Below are 14,996 nucleotides of genomic sequence, written 5' to 3'. Positions count from 1 at the left end.
TGTGCGGGCGTCAGGCGGACGACCTGACTGCAAATGCATAGCGAGTCAAAATATTGTTCGGCAGAAAAAAGAAGAACAACCAGCATATCGAGCCCGGCGATGTCGTGGCCATTGTCCGCCGCGTGATCTCTGAAAACGGTCGCGACTATATCGGCCTCTACACGAAGGCCATCCTGTGCATGCTGGCATTGGCCGCCACCACCGCGTTCAGCGCCTGGATCATGCGCTATATCGTCGATGATCTGTTCTACAAGCAGCGCTGGGACCTGGTGCCATGGATTTGCGGCGGCATCGTCTTGGCTTTCACGGTGCGCGGCTTTGCCACCTATGGGCAGGCCGTCCTGCTCGCGCGTGTGGGCAACAATATCGTGGCACGCTACCAGCAGCGGCTGTTCGGCCACCTGCTGAAGCTTGGAATGCCATTCTTTACCGCCACCCGCTCCGGCCAGCTCTCCGCCCAAATCAGCCAGAATGTCACCGGCATCCGCGACTTGCTCAACATGACGGTGGCAGCGATCGCGCGCGACGCGGTCACGCTGATCGGCCTGGTTGCCGTCATGCTGTGGCAAGACTGGCTCCTTTCGGTGATGGCTTTCGTCATCGGCCCGCCGATCATTATCGCCGTCAACTACATCATGCGCCGTCTGCGCCGCGTGACGCGCGAATCCGTTGAAATCAACTCGCACCTTTTGGGTGCAATGCAGGAGTCGGTGCAGGGCATCGCCATAGTCAAGGCCTTCACGATGGAGAATGTCCTGTCGCGCAAGATCGGGCAACTCGTCTACCAGGCGGAGGAACGCAACAACAAGATCGCCCGCGTGTCCGAGCGCATGTCGCCGATCACCGAGACGCTGGCGGGCGTGGCCATCGCGGGGGTCATCGGCTATGCGGCATGGCGCGCCTCGGTCAGCGCAGAGCCGCCCGGCGCCGTCATGTCCTTTATCACGGCGCTTTTGCTGGCCTACGATCCAGTCCGGCGGCTGGCCCGTGTGCAGGTCAATCTGGAGCGCGCGCTGGTCAATGCCCGGATGATCTACGAGATCCTCGACCTGGAGCCTCAGCAGGGCGATGCTCCTGGTGCCGGCAGCCTCAAGGTAACCAAGGGCGAAGTGCGCTTCGACAGGGTGCGTTTCGCCTATGCGGAGAACCTGCCCGTCCTGCACGGTGTGAGTTTTACGGCCAAGGCAGGCAGGACGACGGCGATCGTCGGTCCCTCCGGCGCCGGCAAATCGACCCTCTTCGCCCTGCTGCAACGCTTCTACGATGTCGAAGGCGGGGCGATCACCGTTGATGGGCGGAACATTGCGGAAGTCACCAAGGCCTCCCTGCGCTCTTCCATCGCTTATGTCTCACAGCACCCCTATCTTTTCGAGGGCAGCATCCGGGACAACATACGCTATGGCCGGCCCGACGCCACGGACGTTGAAGTAGAAGAGGCGGCCCGGCTTGCCAATGCTGAAGAGTTTATAAAGCTGCAGCCCGAGGGCTACGATACGCTGGTGGGCGAGAACGGGGTGACGCTATCGGGCGGCCAGCGTCAACGTGTCTCCATCGCCCGCGCCATTGTGCGCAACGCGCCTATCCTGCTGCTCGACGAGGCGACATCGGCGCTCGACAATGAATCGGAGGCGCGGGTCCAGGAAGCGCTGGAGCGCATCATGAAGGACCGCACGACGCTGGTCATCGCGCATCGGCTCTCCACCGTGGTCGATGCCGATCACATCGTGGTCCTGGAAGAGGGCCTACTGGCGGAGGAAGGGACGCACCGCGCGCTGATCAGGAAGCCGCAGGGCGTCTATGCCCGCTTCCACCGCATGCAGCAGGAAAAGGCGGAAAACCTTCTCGAAGGCGCCGCCGGGCTCCCGGCGGAAATGGCCGAAGACACGACGGAGACCAGCGGATGAGCGAAATGGGGCTTGTAGTCGTGGGCGCGGCCGGGCGAATGGGGCAGACGCTGATCCGCGTCATCCATCAGATGGACGGGGCACGGCTGGCGGGCGCGGTGGAGCGCGCGGGCTCTCCTCATCTCGGTAAGGACGCTGGCGAGCTGGCCGGCATTGGCATTCTCAACATCCCGATCATCGAGGATGCCGGTGAAGCTTTTGCTGATGCTGATGGCGTGCTCGATTTCACCTCTCCGGGCGCCTCGGTGGCTTTTGCCAGGCAGGCCGCGGAGGCCGGCATCGTCCACGTCGTGGGAACGACAGGCATCCAGTCCGATCAGGAAAGCGCCTTTGTCGAGGCTGCGCGCCGGACGCCGATCGTGAAATCGGGCAATATGAGCCTTGGCGTCAACCTTTTGTCGGTCCTGGTCAAGCAGGCTGCAAGGGCGTTGCCGGCCGCCGATTTCGATATCGAGGTGGTCGAAATGCATCATCGCCACAAGGTAGATGCGCCGTCCGGCACCGCTCTTCTTTTGGGCAAGGCTGCGGCGGAGGGCCGCGGCATCGACCTCGATGGAAACAGCGTGCGCTCGCGCGACGGGCATACCGGCGCACGCGAGACCGGCACCATCGGCTTCGCGACGTTGCGCGGCGGTTCGGTCGTCGGAGAACATTCGGTTATCCTGGCCGGCACGGGCGAGCGCATCACGCTTTCGCATCAGGCGGATGACCGCACCATTTTCGCGCGCGGTGCCGTTACGGCGGCGTTATGGGCGCGCGGCAGGAAGGCTGGCCTCTACTCCATGCTGGATGTGCTGGGGCTGGCGGAATAGATTCATCGATACAACGAGCGAGGGGAACTGCGCATGTCCGGAACGCTGATCCTGGTCCGTCATGGCCAGAGCGAATGGAACCTGAAGAACCTTTTCACCGGCTGGCGCGACCCTGGCCTGACCGAAAAGGGGCACGAAGAGGCAAAGTCCGCCGGGCGCAAGATCAAGGCGCTCGGTCTCAAGCCCGACATCGCCTTCACCTCTGTGCTTTCCCGCGCCGATGTCACCAATGACCATATCCTGGCCGAGCTTGGCCAGGAAGGGCTGGAGACCGTTCGCGATCAGGCGCTTAACGAGCGCGACTACGGGGATCTTTCCGGTCTCAACAAGGACGACGCCCGCGCCAAATGGGGCGAGGAACAGGTGCATGTCTGGCGCCGCTCCTACGATGTGCAGCCGCCCGGCGGAGAGAGCCTAAAGGACACGGGCGCGCGCGTATGGCCCTATTATCTGCACACGATGCAGCCCCACGTGCTGCGCGGCAGTACGGTGCTTGTCTCGGCCCACGGCAATTCGCTGCGCGCGTTGGTGATGGCGCTGGACGGGCTCTCGGGCGAGGAGATCGTCAAGATGGAAATCGCCACAGGCGTTCCCATCATCTATCGCCTCAATGCCGATTCCACCGTCGCCTCGAAAGAGGTTCTGGAAGACTGAGACGGGAGGGCTCCACCTCCCAACTCATGCTTTGCCGGCTTATTCGCGGCATATTCTGCAGCTTTGCAAAAATCGCCAAGGGAATCGGCGAATCCGCGTTGACAGCGAAAGGCAGGCCGCTTACATCGGCTGCGCACCTTGCCCAGGTGGCGGAATTGGTAGACGCGCACGGTTCAGGTCCGTGTGCCGCGAGGCGTGGAGGTTCGAGTCCTCTCCTGGGCACCATCGCTCTCCCAAGCGATGTGCGATGCTTCAGCCTCATTACAATCCTTAACCGTATTTGATCCCGGCTTTTGGAGCTTTGGCGAGTCTGCTGCCTGCGTGCCCCATTTGCAGTTTAGACGCGGGCAAGCATCATGGACAAGGGGGCCGCCACGGCATGAATCCCATCATATTGAGGCGCATCGCGCCCGTTTTCATCGCGCTTTTTCTGGCGCCTTTCCTTCCCACAGCCAGCTTCGCCCAGTGTGGCAGCGCCTCCTGGTATGCGCTCACCTCCAAGACCGCGTCGGGCGAGCGCATGAATCCGGCTGCGATGACAGCCGCTCATCGCAGCCTGCCTTTCGGAACCAAGCTGAAAGTGGTCAACAGGCGCAACGGCAAGGCCGTCGTCGTGCGCATCAATGATCGCGGCCCTTTCGTGGGCGGGCGCATACTCGACCTGTCGAAGGCGGCTGCGGCAAAGCTCGATTTCATCCGAGCTGGACATACGAAGGTCTGCCTCGAGCAGATGAAATAGGCTGGGCCCTGCGCACTGGCGCGTCCGGATCACAGCGCCGCCGGCGGCACTTCCTGCGGTCGGGGGCGTAACGTGGCCGACCGGGCCTTTCCCGGTGAACGGCCGGTGGCGCGCTTGAACGCGCGGGCAAAAGCTGCCTGCGAGCCGTAGCCGAGGCGTCTTGCCACCGTGTCGATCGGCATCCGGTCGCGCCCGATCCACTGCGCCGCCAGCCGCATGCGGAGGGCCGTGACGTAGCGTAGTGGCGTCGTGCCGGTGACCGCCACGAAGCGCTCGGCGAAGACCGAGCGTGAACTGCCCATCTCCGCGGCCATCTCGGCCACGGTCCAGTCGCGGCCGGGGTCGCGGTGCAGCGCGGCGATAACGCGGCCGAGCCGCGGATCGCGCAGGGCCTCGACCCAACCCGTCGCGTCGCCGCAGCCGCATTCCACCCAACCCCGCACGATCGTCGCCGCGGCAACATCGGCAAGCCTCGCGAGGATACCGGCCGAGCCGGCGCGGTTCGTCGCCATCTCGCGCTCCATCGCCGCCAGCAGCGGCAGAATTTCCGGCTGCCGGGCAAGCAGCGCCCCGACCGACATGACCTGCGGCATGAGGCCGATCAGCGGATGCAACGTGTCCAGCTCGAATTCCATGCGGCCGGTGAAGATCAGTGCATCTTTGGTGCGGCAGGTCTCTTCCGGGCAGTCGCTGACGGCGCAGATGTTCTCGCAAAGCGGTACCGCTTCGAAACTCTCGACTGCACGCACCGGCATGCCGGGGGCGGAGACGAGGGAGTGGGTATCTCCGCGCGGCAGCAAAACGGCGTCGCCGCCTGTGAGCTCCCGCACCTCGCCACCCGGTAGCTGAAGGTACACGCGGCCTGCCGCGACGAAGTGGAAGCGCGCCTCGGCGGCGGCGGGGAAGCCGATCCCGAACGGCGGGGCGAGGCGCAACTTGCCGTAGCTCGCGCCGAGAAGGCGCATGCCCATGAGCAACTCGCTCACCGGATCGGCGGCTTCTTGCCATCTTTCGGAGTTTCGATCAAGCATACCGGAGAATATGGCATGGATCGTCCGCCTCCGCCACCCATCTACAGTCGACCGACTTCGTCAATGAGAGGGTTTTGCGAATGCGCGATGCAACGATTGCGGAAAGTGGGAGCAACTCCGAAATGGCTCCGGCCTGGGGGGCCGTGATCTCCATGAGCCTTGGTGTGTTCGGGCTGGTCGGCGCGGAGTTTCTGCCTGCCAGCCTGCTGACTCCCATAGCTGCCGAGCTCGGCGTGACCGAGGGGATGGCGGGCCAGGCGGTAACGGCAACGGCAGCGGTGGCGCTCGTCACCAGCCTGCTCATCACCGCGGGGACCCGGCATATCGATCGCCGCCTCGTTCTCCTGGGCCTTTCCGTTTTGCTCATACTGTCGAACCTGCTGGTGGCCATCGCTCCCAACCTGCCCCTGCTGCTCACCGGGCGGATTCTGCTCGGAGTGGCCCTTGGCGGCTTCTGGACGCTATCGGCGGCGACCATGATGCGGCTTGTGCCCGAGCGTCATGTTCCCAAGGCGCTGTCCATATTGTTCTCGGGCGTCTCGGCCGCGACCATCTTTGCCGCCCCGGTCGGCAGCTATCTGGGCGCCATCGCCGGGTGGCGGACGGTCTTCCTGGCGGCTGCGGGACTTGGCGCGCTGGTGCTTGTGGTGCAGCTGGCGACGCTTCCCAGTCTGCCGCCGCGCGGCCTGTCGCGGCTGCGCACCATGGTCGAGGTGCTTTCACGGCGCGCGGTAGGCCTCGCCATGGCCGCCATACTGCTGGTCTTCACCGGCCATTTCGCCTTCTTCACCTACATACGCCCGTTCCTGGAAACGGTGACCGGTGCCGGCGTGACCGCCGTCTCCGGCATCCTTCTCAGCTTCGGCATCGCCAATCTCATCGGTAATTATCTCGGTGCGTTCCTTCTGGAGCGGTCGATGCGGCTGACGCTCGCCTTGATGCCCCTCGTCATGGGCACTCTGGCACTGGCGCTCGCCGGGACCGGCGGCAATATCGCCGCCGACGCGGCGATGGTGGCGCTCTGGGGCGTCGCCTTCGGCGCGGTACCTGTCGCCTGGTCCACCTGGATCACGCGCGCGGTGCCCGATGAGGCCGAAAGCGCGGGGGGCTTGTTCGTGGCGGCGATCAATTTCGCCATCGCCACCGGAGCCGCTGCCGGCGGCTTCATCTTCGATGCCAGCGGTGTCGGCAACGTCTTCATGGCAAGCGGCATCGTGCTCATCGCCGCGGCGGTGATGATCGTGACGGGTGTTGAGACGCGGGCCGCGGTCAAGGCGGCCTGAAGACAGGACGTAAGAGCGCCATACACGCACCGCCGCCCGGCGGTGCGTGTTGCGCCTGCGACACTACGCCTTGCGCGGCAGCACCCGGTCGGGGGGACGATGGCCGTCGAAGAAGGTGCGGATGTTGATGATGACCTTGTCGCCCATGTCGATGCGGCCTTCGATCGTCGCCGAGCCCATATGCGGCAGGATGACGACCTTGCCCTTGTCGGCCAGCTTGACGAGCTTGGGGTTGACCGCCGGCTCATGCTCGAAGACATCCAGGCCCGCGCCGGCAAGCTTGCCGTCTTCGATCATCGCGATCAGAGCATCCTCGTCGACGATATCGCCCCGCGCCGTATTGACGATGTAGGCGGTGGGCTGCAGGAGGGCCAGGCGCCGGGCCGACAGCAAGTGGAAGGTGGCCGGCGTCGACGGGCAATTGACCGAGATGATGTCCATGCGCGCCAGCATCTGGTCGAGACTGTCCCAATAGGTAGCCTCCAGCTCGTCCTCGATCAGCGGCGCGGCGCGGTGGCGGTTGTGGTAGTGGATCGACAGGCCGAAGGCTTTGGCGCGTCGGGCGACGGCAGTGCCGATGCGCCCCATGCCGACAATGCCGAGCCTCTTGCCCCATATACGGTGGCCCAGCATCCATGTCGGCGACCAGCCTGGCCATTTCCCAGCGCCAGTCAAAACCTGGGCCCCCTGGGTCAGCCGCCGCGGCACGGACAGCATCAGCGCCATCGTCATGTCGGCTGTGTCCTCGTTCAGAACATTGGGCGTGTTCGTAACGGCGATGTTGCGCTCCGCCGCCGCCGCCACGTCGATATTGTCGACGCCGTTGCCGTAATTGGCGATCATCTTGAGTCTCTCGCCCGCTTGGGCGATCAGCGCGGCATCGATCCGATCGGTGATCGTGGGCACCAGAACGTCGGCCTCCTTGACGGCGGCCACCAACTCGGGCTGGGTCATCGGCCTGTCATCGACATTCAGCCTCGCATCGAAAAGCTCGCGCATGCGCGTTTCCACCTGATCCGGCAGTTTGCGCGTTATGACGACGAGTGGCTTTTTCCTGCCGTTCATGGATACCTCGATGCGCCCTTGTTGAGACCTCTTTAACCAAGTCGGGCGACACTGGAAACATGCCCGCCCGCTGGTCCACCATGGGGTAGATGTCTACCAAGCGGGCGCGGCGAAGACAAAGAAAAAGGTTCCGCAGGGCAAGCCACGGGCAGTGGGCGGACCCTGTCGGCAGGAGAGTGGAATGCCGTCTTTCGCGCCGCGTCGTGCGTTTCTATCAGTTATCCTTCTGGGCGTGGCCCTCATTCTTTTAATCCCGGCCGAGCAAGCCGAAGCTCAAGCCGCCGATACCGTCAAACGCGGGCCGAGCGGCCTCCCGCTGCCCCGCTTCGTCAGCCTCAAGTCCGGCCGGGTGAACATGCGTGTCGGCCCCGGCGTCAACTATGCCGTCGACTGGATGTATCTGAAGCCGGGCCTGCCGATGGAGATTATCCAGGAATACGACAATTGGCGCCGGGTGCGCGATGCCGAGGGGGCGGAAGGCTGGATCAACCAGGCGCTTCTGTCGGGACGTCGTACCGGCATTGCTGCCCCCTGGTTCGCGGGTAAGCAGGCCACAATCCCTTTATACGTCAGGGCAGAGGAAGGTGCCCGCCGGGTTGCCGAAATCGAGCCCGGCGCCCTTGGAAACGTCGAACAGTGCAACGGTTCCTGGTGCCGCATGAACTTCGACGGCCATCAGGGCTGGATCTCCCAGGCTTCCGTATGGGGTGTCTACCCTGGAGAAACCGTCGAGGATTGAGGAGATTGTCGTCCGCATCCAGCAGGCGGCTGGGGGTGACGCAAGCCGGGCTACCGGCGTTTGGCCCGCAACCGCACCACAATATCGACATGGACGATTTCCGTGCCCTCGGGCGGCTCCGGCAGGTCCGACACCCTGACCGGCCCCGAGGGGATGTCGAAGACACGATTGTCGTCTTCTAGGAAAAAGTGATGGTGGTCGGATGTGTTCGTGTCGAAATAGGTGCGCGTGCCCTCGACCTGAACGATGCGCAGGAGACCTGCCTCGGTGAACTGGTGCAGCGTGTTGTAGACTGTGGCGAGCGATACGGGAACGCCGGATTTTTCGGCCTCCTCATGCAGTTGCTCGGCGGAGATATGGCGATCCCCGGCTGCAAACAGCAGTTCGGCCAGCGCTACGCGCTGGCGCGTGGGGCGAAGTCCCGCTTCGCGCACCCGCTTTTCCAGCGGTTGGTTGTCCATATAGGTCGTCACATTTGCCACAGCTGGGCTTTTGTCCTTGCGATCGGGCGTTTCACGAGACCGGTAATACAGCCGAAATGCTGCAATCTCATTGTTCACATATATTCGGTGACGCAAATGCGATCAATAGCGGCACGATGTCTTCGCCCGATCCACCTGTCGGCGGACAGAAATTGTCGCCGCTGCCGGCGGCCAGGTGGTTTCCCACCGCAAACAAGCTGTGGTAGGGAATCCGAACAACAACAACGGCGCACCGACATTGCGCCGCAGACGAGAACGGGATACATGGCGCAACAGAAATCCAGCTACGATTATGACGAACTCCTGGCATGCAGCCGCGGCGAACTATTTGGCCCGGGCAATGCCCAGCTTCCCGCACCGCCCATGCTGATGTTCGACCGCATCACCGATATCCGCGATGAAGGCGGTGAATTCGGCAAGGGGTATGTGCGGGCGGATTTCGAGATCAAGCCGGATCACTGGTTCTTTCCCTGTCATTTCCCCGGCAACCCTGTCATGCCCGGCTGCCTGGGCCTCGACGCCATGTGGCAGCTTACCGGCTTCTTCCTCGGCTGGCTGGGCGAGCCCGGCAAGGGCATGGCCCTGTCTACAGGCGAAGTTAAGTTCAAGGGCATGGTCACGCCCGACGTGAAGAAGGTCGAGTATGGCGTCGATTTCAAGCGCGTGATGCGCGGCCGCCTCGTGCTCGGCATCGCCGATGGCTGGCTGAAGGCTGACGGTGAGCAGATCTACAAGGCCACCGACCTGCGTGTCGGCCTGGCCAAACAGGAAGCCTGATTGCAATCACATGCGGGATAACCGCAGCACAGACACGCCCCACAATCCAGGGAGAGCGACATGAGACGTGTAGTCGTTACCGGCCTCGGTATCGTATCGTCGATCGGAAACAATGCCGAGGAGGTGACCGCCTCGCTGCGCGATGCCAGATCCGGCATCAGCTTTTCCGAGGACTTCGCCGAACACGGCTTTCGCTGCCAGGTATGGGGTGCGCCGACGCTTGACCCCAGCGAGGTGGTCGACCGCCGTGCCATGCGCTTCCTGTCCAAGGGCGGCGCGTGGAACCACGTCGCCATGGAACAGGCCATCGCCGATGCCGGATTGGACGAGACCAACATCACCAATGAGCGCACGGGCATCATCATGGGCTCGGGCGGCCCTTCCACCCGCACCATCTTCGAGGCGGCGCAGACCACGCTGAAGAACACTTCGCCGAAGCGCATCGGTCCCTTCGCCGTTCCCAAGGCCATGTCGTCGACTGCGTCGGCGACGCTCGCCACCTGGTTCAAGATACACGGCGTGAACTACTCCATCTCGTCGGCCTGCTCCACCTCGGCCCATTGCATCGGCAATGCGGCAGAGCTCATCCAGTGGGGCAAGCAGGACATGATGTTCGCCGGCGGCCATGAGGATCTCGACTGGACCATGTCGAACCTTTTCGATGCGATGGGCGCCATGTCCTCCAAGTTCAATGATACGCCGGCCACGGCCTCGCGTGCCTACGACGTCAGCCGCGACGGCTTCGTCATCGCCGGCGGCGCCGGCGTTCTGGTGCTGGAAGAACTGGAGCATGCAAAAGCGCGCGGCGCCAAGATCTACGGCGAGATCGTCGGCTATGGCGCCACGTCGGACGGCTTCGACATGGTTGCGCCCTCGGGCGAGGGTGCGGTGCGCTGCATGCGCCAGGCGCTGGCCACGGTGAAGGGCAGGGTCGACTACATCAACACCCACGGCACCGCCACGCCGGTCGGCGATTCGCGCGAAGTGGGCGCCATCCGCGAGGTCTTCGGCGCGGACATGCCGCACATTGCCTCTACCAAGTCGCTGACCGGTCATTCGCTTGGCGGCGCCGGCGCGCAGGAATCGATCTACGCGCTCTTGATGATGCAGGCAGGGTTCATCGGAAAGAGCGCCCATATCGAGGAGCTCGACCCCGAATTTGAAGGTATTCCGATCGTGCGCGAGCGCATCGACGATGCCGAATTCGACATCGCGCTTTCCAATTCATTCGGCTTTGGCGGCACCAATGCCACGCTGGTTTTCCAGCGCTACAGGGACTGAGGATTACGCCATGGAAGGCCTGATGAAAGGCAAGCGCGGGCTCATCATGGGCGTTGCCAACGATCACTCGATCGCCTGGGGCATCGCCCGCAAGCTCGCCGAGCATGGCGCGGATCTCGCCTTCACTTATCAGGGCGAAGCCTTCGGCCGCCGCGTCAAGCCGCTCGCCGAGAAGGCCGGCTCCAAACTCCTGCTGCCCTGCGATGTGGAAGACAGCGTCTCCATCGAGAAGGTCTTCGATACGCTCAAGAGCGAATGGGGCACGTTTGACTTTCTGGTTCACGCGATCGGCTTTTCCGACCGTAGCGAGCTCAAAGGTCTCTACGCCAACACCACGCGGGAAAACTTCATCCGCACGATGGTGATCTCCTGCTATTCCTTCACCGAAGTCTCCCGCCACGCGGCGGCGATGATGGAAAATGGCGGCAGCTTGCTGACGCTCACCTATGCCGGCTCCGTGCGCGTCATGCCGAACTACAATGTCATGGGCGTGGCCAAAGCCGGCCTAGAGGCGAGCGTGCGCTATCTGGCCAATGATTTCGGCCCCCGCGCCATCCGCGTGAACGCGATCTCGGCGGGTCCGGTGCGCACACTGGCCGGGGCCGGTATCTCGGACGCTCGCCACATGTTCACCTATCAAAGCCGCAACTCGCCGCTCCGTCGCACGGTGGACATCAACGAGATCGGCGGCTCGGCTCTCTATCTCCTGTCCGACCTGTCGTCGGGCGTGACCGGCGAAATCCACTATGTGGACTCAGGCTACAATATCGTTTCGATGCCGGTGCTGGAGGAATTGAAGCAGTCCGGCGAGATCGCCGAGCAGGCAGAAACCGAGAAGTAGCAGGCTTACGCCTACCGCTTTCCCCAAAGCACCTTGAACGCGCTATCGCGGCAAATCTCGCCGTGCCGCGAGAAGCAGGCCTCCATCGCACCTTCATAGGGCAACGGCCGGTTGGCGACGAGGAACAGGCGTCCACCCGGCTTCAGTGCTTTCGCCGCCTTGGCGATCAATGTCTTGCCGATATCCGGCTCGGCAGCGCGACCGGTGTGGAAGGGCGGGTTCATCACGATTGCGTCGTAGCGCATCTCGGTCGGCTCGCTTGCCAGATCGCGCCAGAACAAGCGGCACGGCATGCCTGCAGCCATCCGCGCCATGTTGTGCCGGGCGGCCTCCAGCGAGCCGTGATGGGCCTCGTAGAGGTCGATTTGCGTCACGGAACAGAGCTTTGCAACCGCCACCGACAGATAACCCCAGCCGGCGCCGAAATCGGCCACATGGCCTTTGATGTCGCCGGGCAGGTTGTCGGCCAGGAGTTGCGAGCCCCGGTCGATGCCGTCGTCGGAAAAGCCGCCAAGCGCTGTCTGAAACCCGTCGGCCGCAGGCGACTGGGGCTGTAGCGCGGCGACGATTTCCTCGGCGATGGCGTCCGGCCGGGTGAGCCAGAAGACCACACCATGATACTTGGACGCATGGTCGGTGATCGGCAGCAGCGTCTCGATCCGCTTGCGAAAGCTCCCCGCGCCATCCTTCTTGGTTCCCGCCGCGACGATCAGGCCTCCCGGCCTGACGCGCATCAACGCCTCCATCAGGCGCGCCTCGTTCTCGCGCCGATGGCGGCCGAGAAAGACCAGAGCGTTGTCGTAGTTTTCGCCGGTGGCCTCGGCCGTGACCTCGAAGCCGGCATTTGCCAGTGCCAGATGGTCCGGCCGGAACCCCTGAACGAGCGCCAGCGTCCCGCCGAATTCGCCGGGCAGGCGGAAACCTGCGTCCGGACCAAGCGCCAGGCTGCGGCCGTCGGCCGGGGTATCGAGCACACCGCGCTCAAAGGGAAAGAGAAGAGTGCGAAGGGTTTCGTTCATGGCTCTCTGTGTCGCGGCAAGAGATAGCGGCCTTTCAACCGGCCCTACGAAAACGGGCGCAGCCGGTGGCCGCGCCCGCTTCGATAACCGGTTAGAACCGGAATCAGCCTTCGGCTTCTTCCTTCTCGTCCTTCTTCTCGCGCGCGATCTCCTGACCGGTCTCCTGGTCGACGACCTTCATCGACAGGCGCACCTTGCCGCGCTCGTCGAAACCCATGAGCTTGACGAAGACCTTGTCGCCTTCCTTGACCACGTCGGTGGTCTTGGCGACGCGCTCGGCGGCCAGCTGCGAGATGTGGACGAGGCCGTCCTTGGGACCGAAGAAGTTGACGAACGCGCCGAAGTCGGCGGTCTTGACGACCGTGCCTTCGTAGATCTCACCCACTTCCGGCTCGGCCGTGATGGAGTGGATCCATTTCCTGGCCGCCTCGATCTCCTTGGCGTTCGACGATGCGATCTTCACCGTACCGTCGTCGTCGATGTTGATCTTGGCGCCGGTCTTCTCGACGATCTCGCGGATCACCTTGCCGCCTGTGCCGATCACGTCGCGGATCTTGTCGGTCGGGATGTTCATGACCTCGATGCGCGGGGCGAATTCGCCCAGTTCGCCACGGCTTTCCGAGAGCGCCTTGGCCATCTCGCCGAGAATATGCAGGCGGCCGCCCTTGGCCTGGTCGAGCGCGACCTGCATGATCTCCTCGGTGATGCCCTGGATCTTGATGTCCATTTGCAGCGAGGTGATGCCCTCGTTGGTGCCGGCCACCTTGAAGTCCATGTCGCCGAGGTGATCCTCGTCGCCGAGGATATCGGACAGGACCGCAAAACGCTCGTCTTCCTTGATCAGGCCCATGGCGATGCCGGCGACCGGCTTGGCAAGCGGAACGCCCGCATCCATCAGTGCCAGCGAGGTTCCGCAGACGGTGGCCATGGAGGACGAACCGTTGGACTCGGTGATCTCCGAGACCACGCGGATCGTGTAGGGAAACTGATCGGCGCCCGGCAGAACCGGATGGAGCGCGCGCCAGGCAAGCTTTCCATGGCCAATTTCGCGGCGGCCCGGCGATCCCATGCGACCCGTCTCACCCACCGAGTAGGGCGGGAAATTGTAGTGCAGCATGAAGGATTCTTTGTAGGTGCCGGTCAGCGAATCGACGAACTGCTCGTCCTCCCCTGTCCCCAGCGTGGCAACGACCAGCGCCTGGGTCTCACCGCGGGTGAATACGGCGGAACCATGGGTGCGCGGCAGGACGCCGACTTCCGAGACGATCGGGCGAACCGTCTTCAGGTCACGGCCGTCGATGCGGCTGCCGGTGTCGAGAATGTTCCAGCGCACGATCTTGGCCTGCAGCGCCTTGAACACGGTGCCGACCTGCTCGGGCGACCATTTGCGCTCCTCCTCGGCCTCAGGGAGGAAAGTCTCCTTCACCTTTGCCTTGGCAGCGTCCACGGCGGCGTAGCGATCCTGCTTGTCGATGATCTTGTAGGCGGCGCGCAGATCGTCCTCGACGATCTTGAGCATTTCGCCTTCCAGCGCCGAAAGGTCTTCCGGCAGGAACTCGCGCGGCTCCTTGGCGGCGACTTCCGCCAGCTTGATGATGGCGTCGATGACGGGCTGGAACTGCTTGTGGCCGAACATGACCGCGCCCAGCATGACGTCCTCGGGTAGCTCCTTGGCTTCCGATTCCACCATCAGAACGGCGTCGTGGGTGCCCGCGACGATCAGGTCGAGCTTGGTCTCTTCCATCTCGTCGACATGCGGATTGAGAATGTACTCACCGCCGATATAGCCGACGCGCGCAGCACCGATCGGTCCCATGAACGGAACGCCGGAGAGTGTGAGCGCGGCGGAGGCGGCGACCATGGCGACGACGTCGGGATCGTTCTCCAGATCGTGCTGGAGGACCGTCAGGACGACCTGGGTATCATTCTTGTAGCCGTTGACGAAGAGTGGGCGGATCGGCCGGTCGATAAGGCGCGAGGTGAGCGTTTCCTTCTCGCTCGGGCGCCCTTCGCGCTTGAAAAAGCCGCCGGGAATCTTGCCGGCGGCGAAGGTCTTTTCCTGGTAGTTTACGGTGAGCGGGAAGAAGTCGAGACCTGGCTTCGGCTCTTTTGCCGAAACGACGGTGGCCAGAACGACGGTCTCGCCATAAGTGGCGAGCACTGCGCCGTCTGCCTGGCGGGCGATCTTGCCCGTTTCAAGGGTAAGCGGGCGGCCACCCCATTCGATTTCCACTTTGTGATGTTTGAACATGACTTGTCCTTTTCGGCGAGGCCGGCACTTGCTGCCGGGTTGCCTCGCTCTCTTCCTTCGTTGAGGACGAGCCATGGGCAAGACAACGGGAGGCTTTTGTCTGCGCCGTCGATCCGGC

General features: G+C 63.5%; 14 protein-coding genes and 1 tRNA gene. 10 read left to right on the top strand and 5 right to left on the bottom strand.

The features are described from left to right. The first annotated feature begins 53 nt into the window (after window positions 1–53). The 5 genes from N1058_RS03560 to N1058_RS03540 all read left to right on the top strand — a co-directional run bounded on the left by N1058_RS03560 (window position 54) and on the right by N1058_RS03540 (window position 4,109). A complete protein-coding gene (locus N1058_RS03560; protein ID WP_265516111.1) occupies window positions 54–1,904 on the top strand; it encodes an ABC transporter ATP-binding protein in 1,851 nt (616 codons plus the stop codon). Beyond that, a complete protein-coding gene (dapB, locus tag N1058_RS03555) occupies window positions 1,901–2,716 on the top strand; it encodes a 4-hydroxy-tetrahydrodipicolinate reductase (protein ID WP_265516110.1) in 816 nt (271 codons plus the stop codon). Before N1058_RS03560 ends, dapB begins: the two co-directional genes overlap by 4 nt. A gap of 33 nt (window positions 2,717–2,749) precedes the next feature. Further along, entirely contained in the window at window positions 2,750–3,370 is a 621-nt protein-coding gene (locus N1058_RS03550; RefSeq protein ID WP_265516109.1) for a 2,3-bisphosphoglycerate-dependent phosphoglycerate mutase, read from the top strand. 140 nt (window positions 3,371–3,510) lie between these two features. Next, window positions 3,511–3,595: transfer RNA gene (locus tag N1058_RS03545), tRNA-Leu, on the top strand. 154 nt (window positions 3,596–3,749) lie between these two features. Further along, window positions 3,750–4,109 carry a septal ring lytic transglycosylase RlpA family protein gene (locus N1058_RS03540; RefSeq protein ID WP_265516108.1) on the top strand — a complete coding sequence of 120 codons (360 nt, stop codon included), beginning with the start codon at window positions 3,750–3,752 and terminating at the stop codon, window positions 4,107–4,109. Window positions 4,110–4,138: 29 nt separating this feature from the next. Here the strand turns inward: N1058_RS03540 and N1058_RS03535 are convergent, their stop codons facing one another. Next, entirely contained in the window at window positions 4,139–5,140 is a 1,002-nt protein-coding gene (locus N1058_RS03535; protein WP_265516107.1) for an AraC family transcriptional regulator, read from the bottom strand. Between the two features lie 122 nt (window positions 5,141–5,262). On the opposite strand from N1058_RS03535, the gene N1058_RS03530 reads away from it, so the two are divergent. Beyond that, on the top strand, window positions 5,263–6,423 hold the full coding sequence (locus tag N1058_RS03530) for an MFS transporter (RefSeq protein WP_265516106.1): 1,161 nt from the start codon (window positions 5,263–5,265) through the stop codon (window positions 6,421–6,423). 63 nt (window positions 6,424–6,486) lie between these two features. On the opposite strand, the gene N1058_RS03525 is transcribed toward N1058_RS03530, so the two are convergent. After that, on the bottom strand, window positions 6,487–7,488 hold the full coding sequence (locus tag N1058_RS03525; protein WP_265516105.1) for a 2-hydroxyacid dehydrogenase: 1,002 nt from the start codon (window positions 7,486–7,488) through the stop codon (window positions 6,487–6,489). Between the two features lie 181 nt (window positions 7,489–7,669). On the opposite strand from N1058_RS03525, the gene N1058_RS03520 reads away from it, so the two are divergent. After that, the gene (locus N1058_RS03520; RefSeq protein ID WP_265516104.1) at window positions 7,670–8,227 is read left to right on the top strand and encodes an SH3 domain-containing protein; all 558 of its coding nucleotides are present in this window, start codon (window positions 7,670–7,672) and stop codon (window positions 8,225–8,227) included. Between the two features lie 50 nt (window positions 8,228–8,277). On the opposite strand, the gene irrA is transcribed toward N1058_RS03520, so the two are convergent. Next, window positions 8,278–8,688 (bottom strand): iron response transcriptional regulator IrrA, encoded by a 411-nt coding sequence (gene irrA, locus N1058_RS03515; RefSeq protein WP_265516361.1) that lies wholly within the window; start codon window positions 8,686–8,688, stop codon window positions 8,278–8,280. A gap of 285 nt (window positions 8,689–8,973) precedes the next feature. Here irrA and fabA point away from each other — a divergent pair, with 285 nt between their 5' ends. The 3 genes from fabA to fabI are packed head-to-tail and all read left to right on the top strand — an operon-like array spanning window position 8,974 to window position 11,608. After that, window positions 8,974–9,486: a 3-hydroxyacyl-[acyl-carrier-protein] dehydratase FabA gene (gene fabA / locus N1058_RS03510; RefSeq protein ID WP_265516103.1), complete on the top strand. Its 513-nt coding sequence runs from the start codon at window positions 8,974–8,976 to the stop codon at window positions 9,484–9,486. Between the two features lie 60 nt (window positions 9,487–9,546). After that, window positions 9,547–10,767, top strand: coding sequence for a beta-ketoacyl-ACP synthase I (gene fabB / locus N1058_RS03505; RefSeq protein WP_265516102.1), 1,221 nt, complete (start codon window positions 9,547–9,549; stop codon window positions 10,765–10,767). A gap of 10 nt (window positions 10,768–10,777) precedes the next feature. Continuing rightward, the gene (gene fabI / locus N1058_RS03500; RefSeq protein ID WP_265516101.1) at window positions 10,778–11,608 is read left to right on the top strand and encodes an enoyl-ACP reductase FabI; all 831 of its coding nucleotides are present in this window, start codon (window positions 10,778–10,780) and stop codon (window positions 11,606–11,608) included. Window positions 11,609–11,619: 11 nt separating this feature from the next. Here the strand turns inward: fabI and N1058_RS03495 are convergent, their stop codons facing one another. Together N1058_RS03495 and pnp are read right to left on the bottom strand one after the other, a co-directional pair. Next, window positions 11,620–12,627, bottom strand: a complete 1,008-nt coding sequence (locus N1058_RS03495) for a class I SAM-dependent methyltransferase (RefSeq protein ID WP_265516100.1) — start codon at window positions 12,625–12,627, stop codon at window positions 11,620–11,622. Window positions 12,628–12,730: 103 nt separating this feature from the next. After that, window positions 12,731–14,878: a polyribonucleotide nucleotidyltransferase gene (gene pnp / locus N1058_RS03490; protein WP_265516099.1), complete on the bottom strand. Its 2,148-nt coding sequence runs from the start codon at window positions 14,876–14,878 to the stop codon at window positions 12,731–12,733. Window positions 14,879–14,996 lie beyond the last annotated feature (118 nt).

The sequence above is a fragment of the Nitratireductor luteus genome (assembly GCF_026162365.1).
In the GTDB taxonomy this organism is placed as follows: Bacteria; Pseudomonadota; Alphaproteobacteria; order Rhizobiales; family Rhizobiaceae; genus Chelativorans; species Chelativorans luteus.
Note: the sequence above shows the minus strand (reverse complement) of the source record. Positions and strands in the feature narration are given on the sequence as shown.

Excerpts from the sequence above, each read along its gene's own strand:
- fabB (WP_265516102.1), top strand. The coding sequence starts at position 9,547 with ATGAGACGTGTAGTCGTTACCGGCCTCGGTATCGTATCGTCGATCGGA.
- N1058_RS03530 (WP_265516106.1), top strand. The coding sequence starts at position 5,263 with ATGGCTCCGGCCTGGGGGGCCGTGATCTCCATGAGCCTTGGTGTGTTC.
- N1058_RS03495 (WP_265516100.1), bottom strand. The coding sequence starts at position 12,627 with ATGAACGAAACCCTTCGCACTCTTCTCTTTCCCTTTGAGCGCGGTGTG.
- irrA (WP_265516361.1), bottom strand. The coding sequence starts at position 8,688 with ATGGACAACCAACCGCTGGAAAAGCGGGTGCGCGAAGCGGGACTTCGC.
- N1058_RS03550 (WP_265516109.1), top strand. The coding sequence starts at position 2,750 with ATGTCCGGAACGCTGATCCTGGTCCGTCATGGCCAGAGCGAATGGAAC.
- fabI (WP_265516101.1), top strand. The coding sequence starts at position 10,778 with ATGGAAGGCCTGATGAAAGGCAAGCGCGGGCTCATCATGGGCGTTGCC.
- dapB (WP_265516110.1), top strand. The coding sequence starts at position 1,901 with ATGAGCGAAATGGGGCTTGTAGTCGTGGGCGCGGCCGGGCGAATGGGG.
- N1058_RS03535 (WP_265516107.1), bottom strand. The coding sequence starts at position 5,140 with ATGCTTGATCGAAACTCCGAAAGATGGCAAGAAGCCGCCGATCCGGTG.
- fabA (WP_265516103.1), top strand. The coding sequence starts at position 8,974 with ATGGCGCAACAGAAATCCAGCTACGATTATGACGAACTCCTGGCATGC.
- N1058_RS03520 (WP_265516104.1), top strand. The coding sequence starts at position 7,670 with ATGCCGTCTTTCGCGCCGCGTCGTGCGTTTCTATCAGTTATCCTTCTG.
- N1058_RS03525 (WP_265516105.1), bottom strand. The coding sequence starts at position 7,488 with ATGAACGGCAGGAAAAAGCCACTCGTCGTCATAACGCGCAAACTGCCG.
- pnp (WP_265516099.1), bottom strand. The coding sequence starts at position 14,878 with ATGTTCAAACATCACAAAGTGGAAATCGAATGGGGTGGCCGCCCGCTT.
- N1058_RS03540 (WP_265516108.1), top strand. The coding sequence starts at position 3,750 with ATGAATCCCATCATATTGAGGCGCATCGCGCCCGTTTTCATCGCGCTT.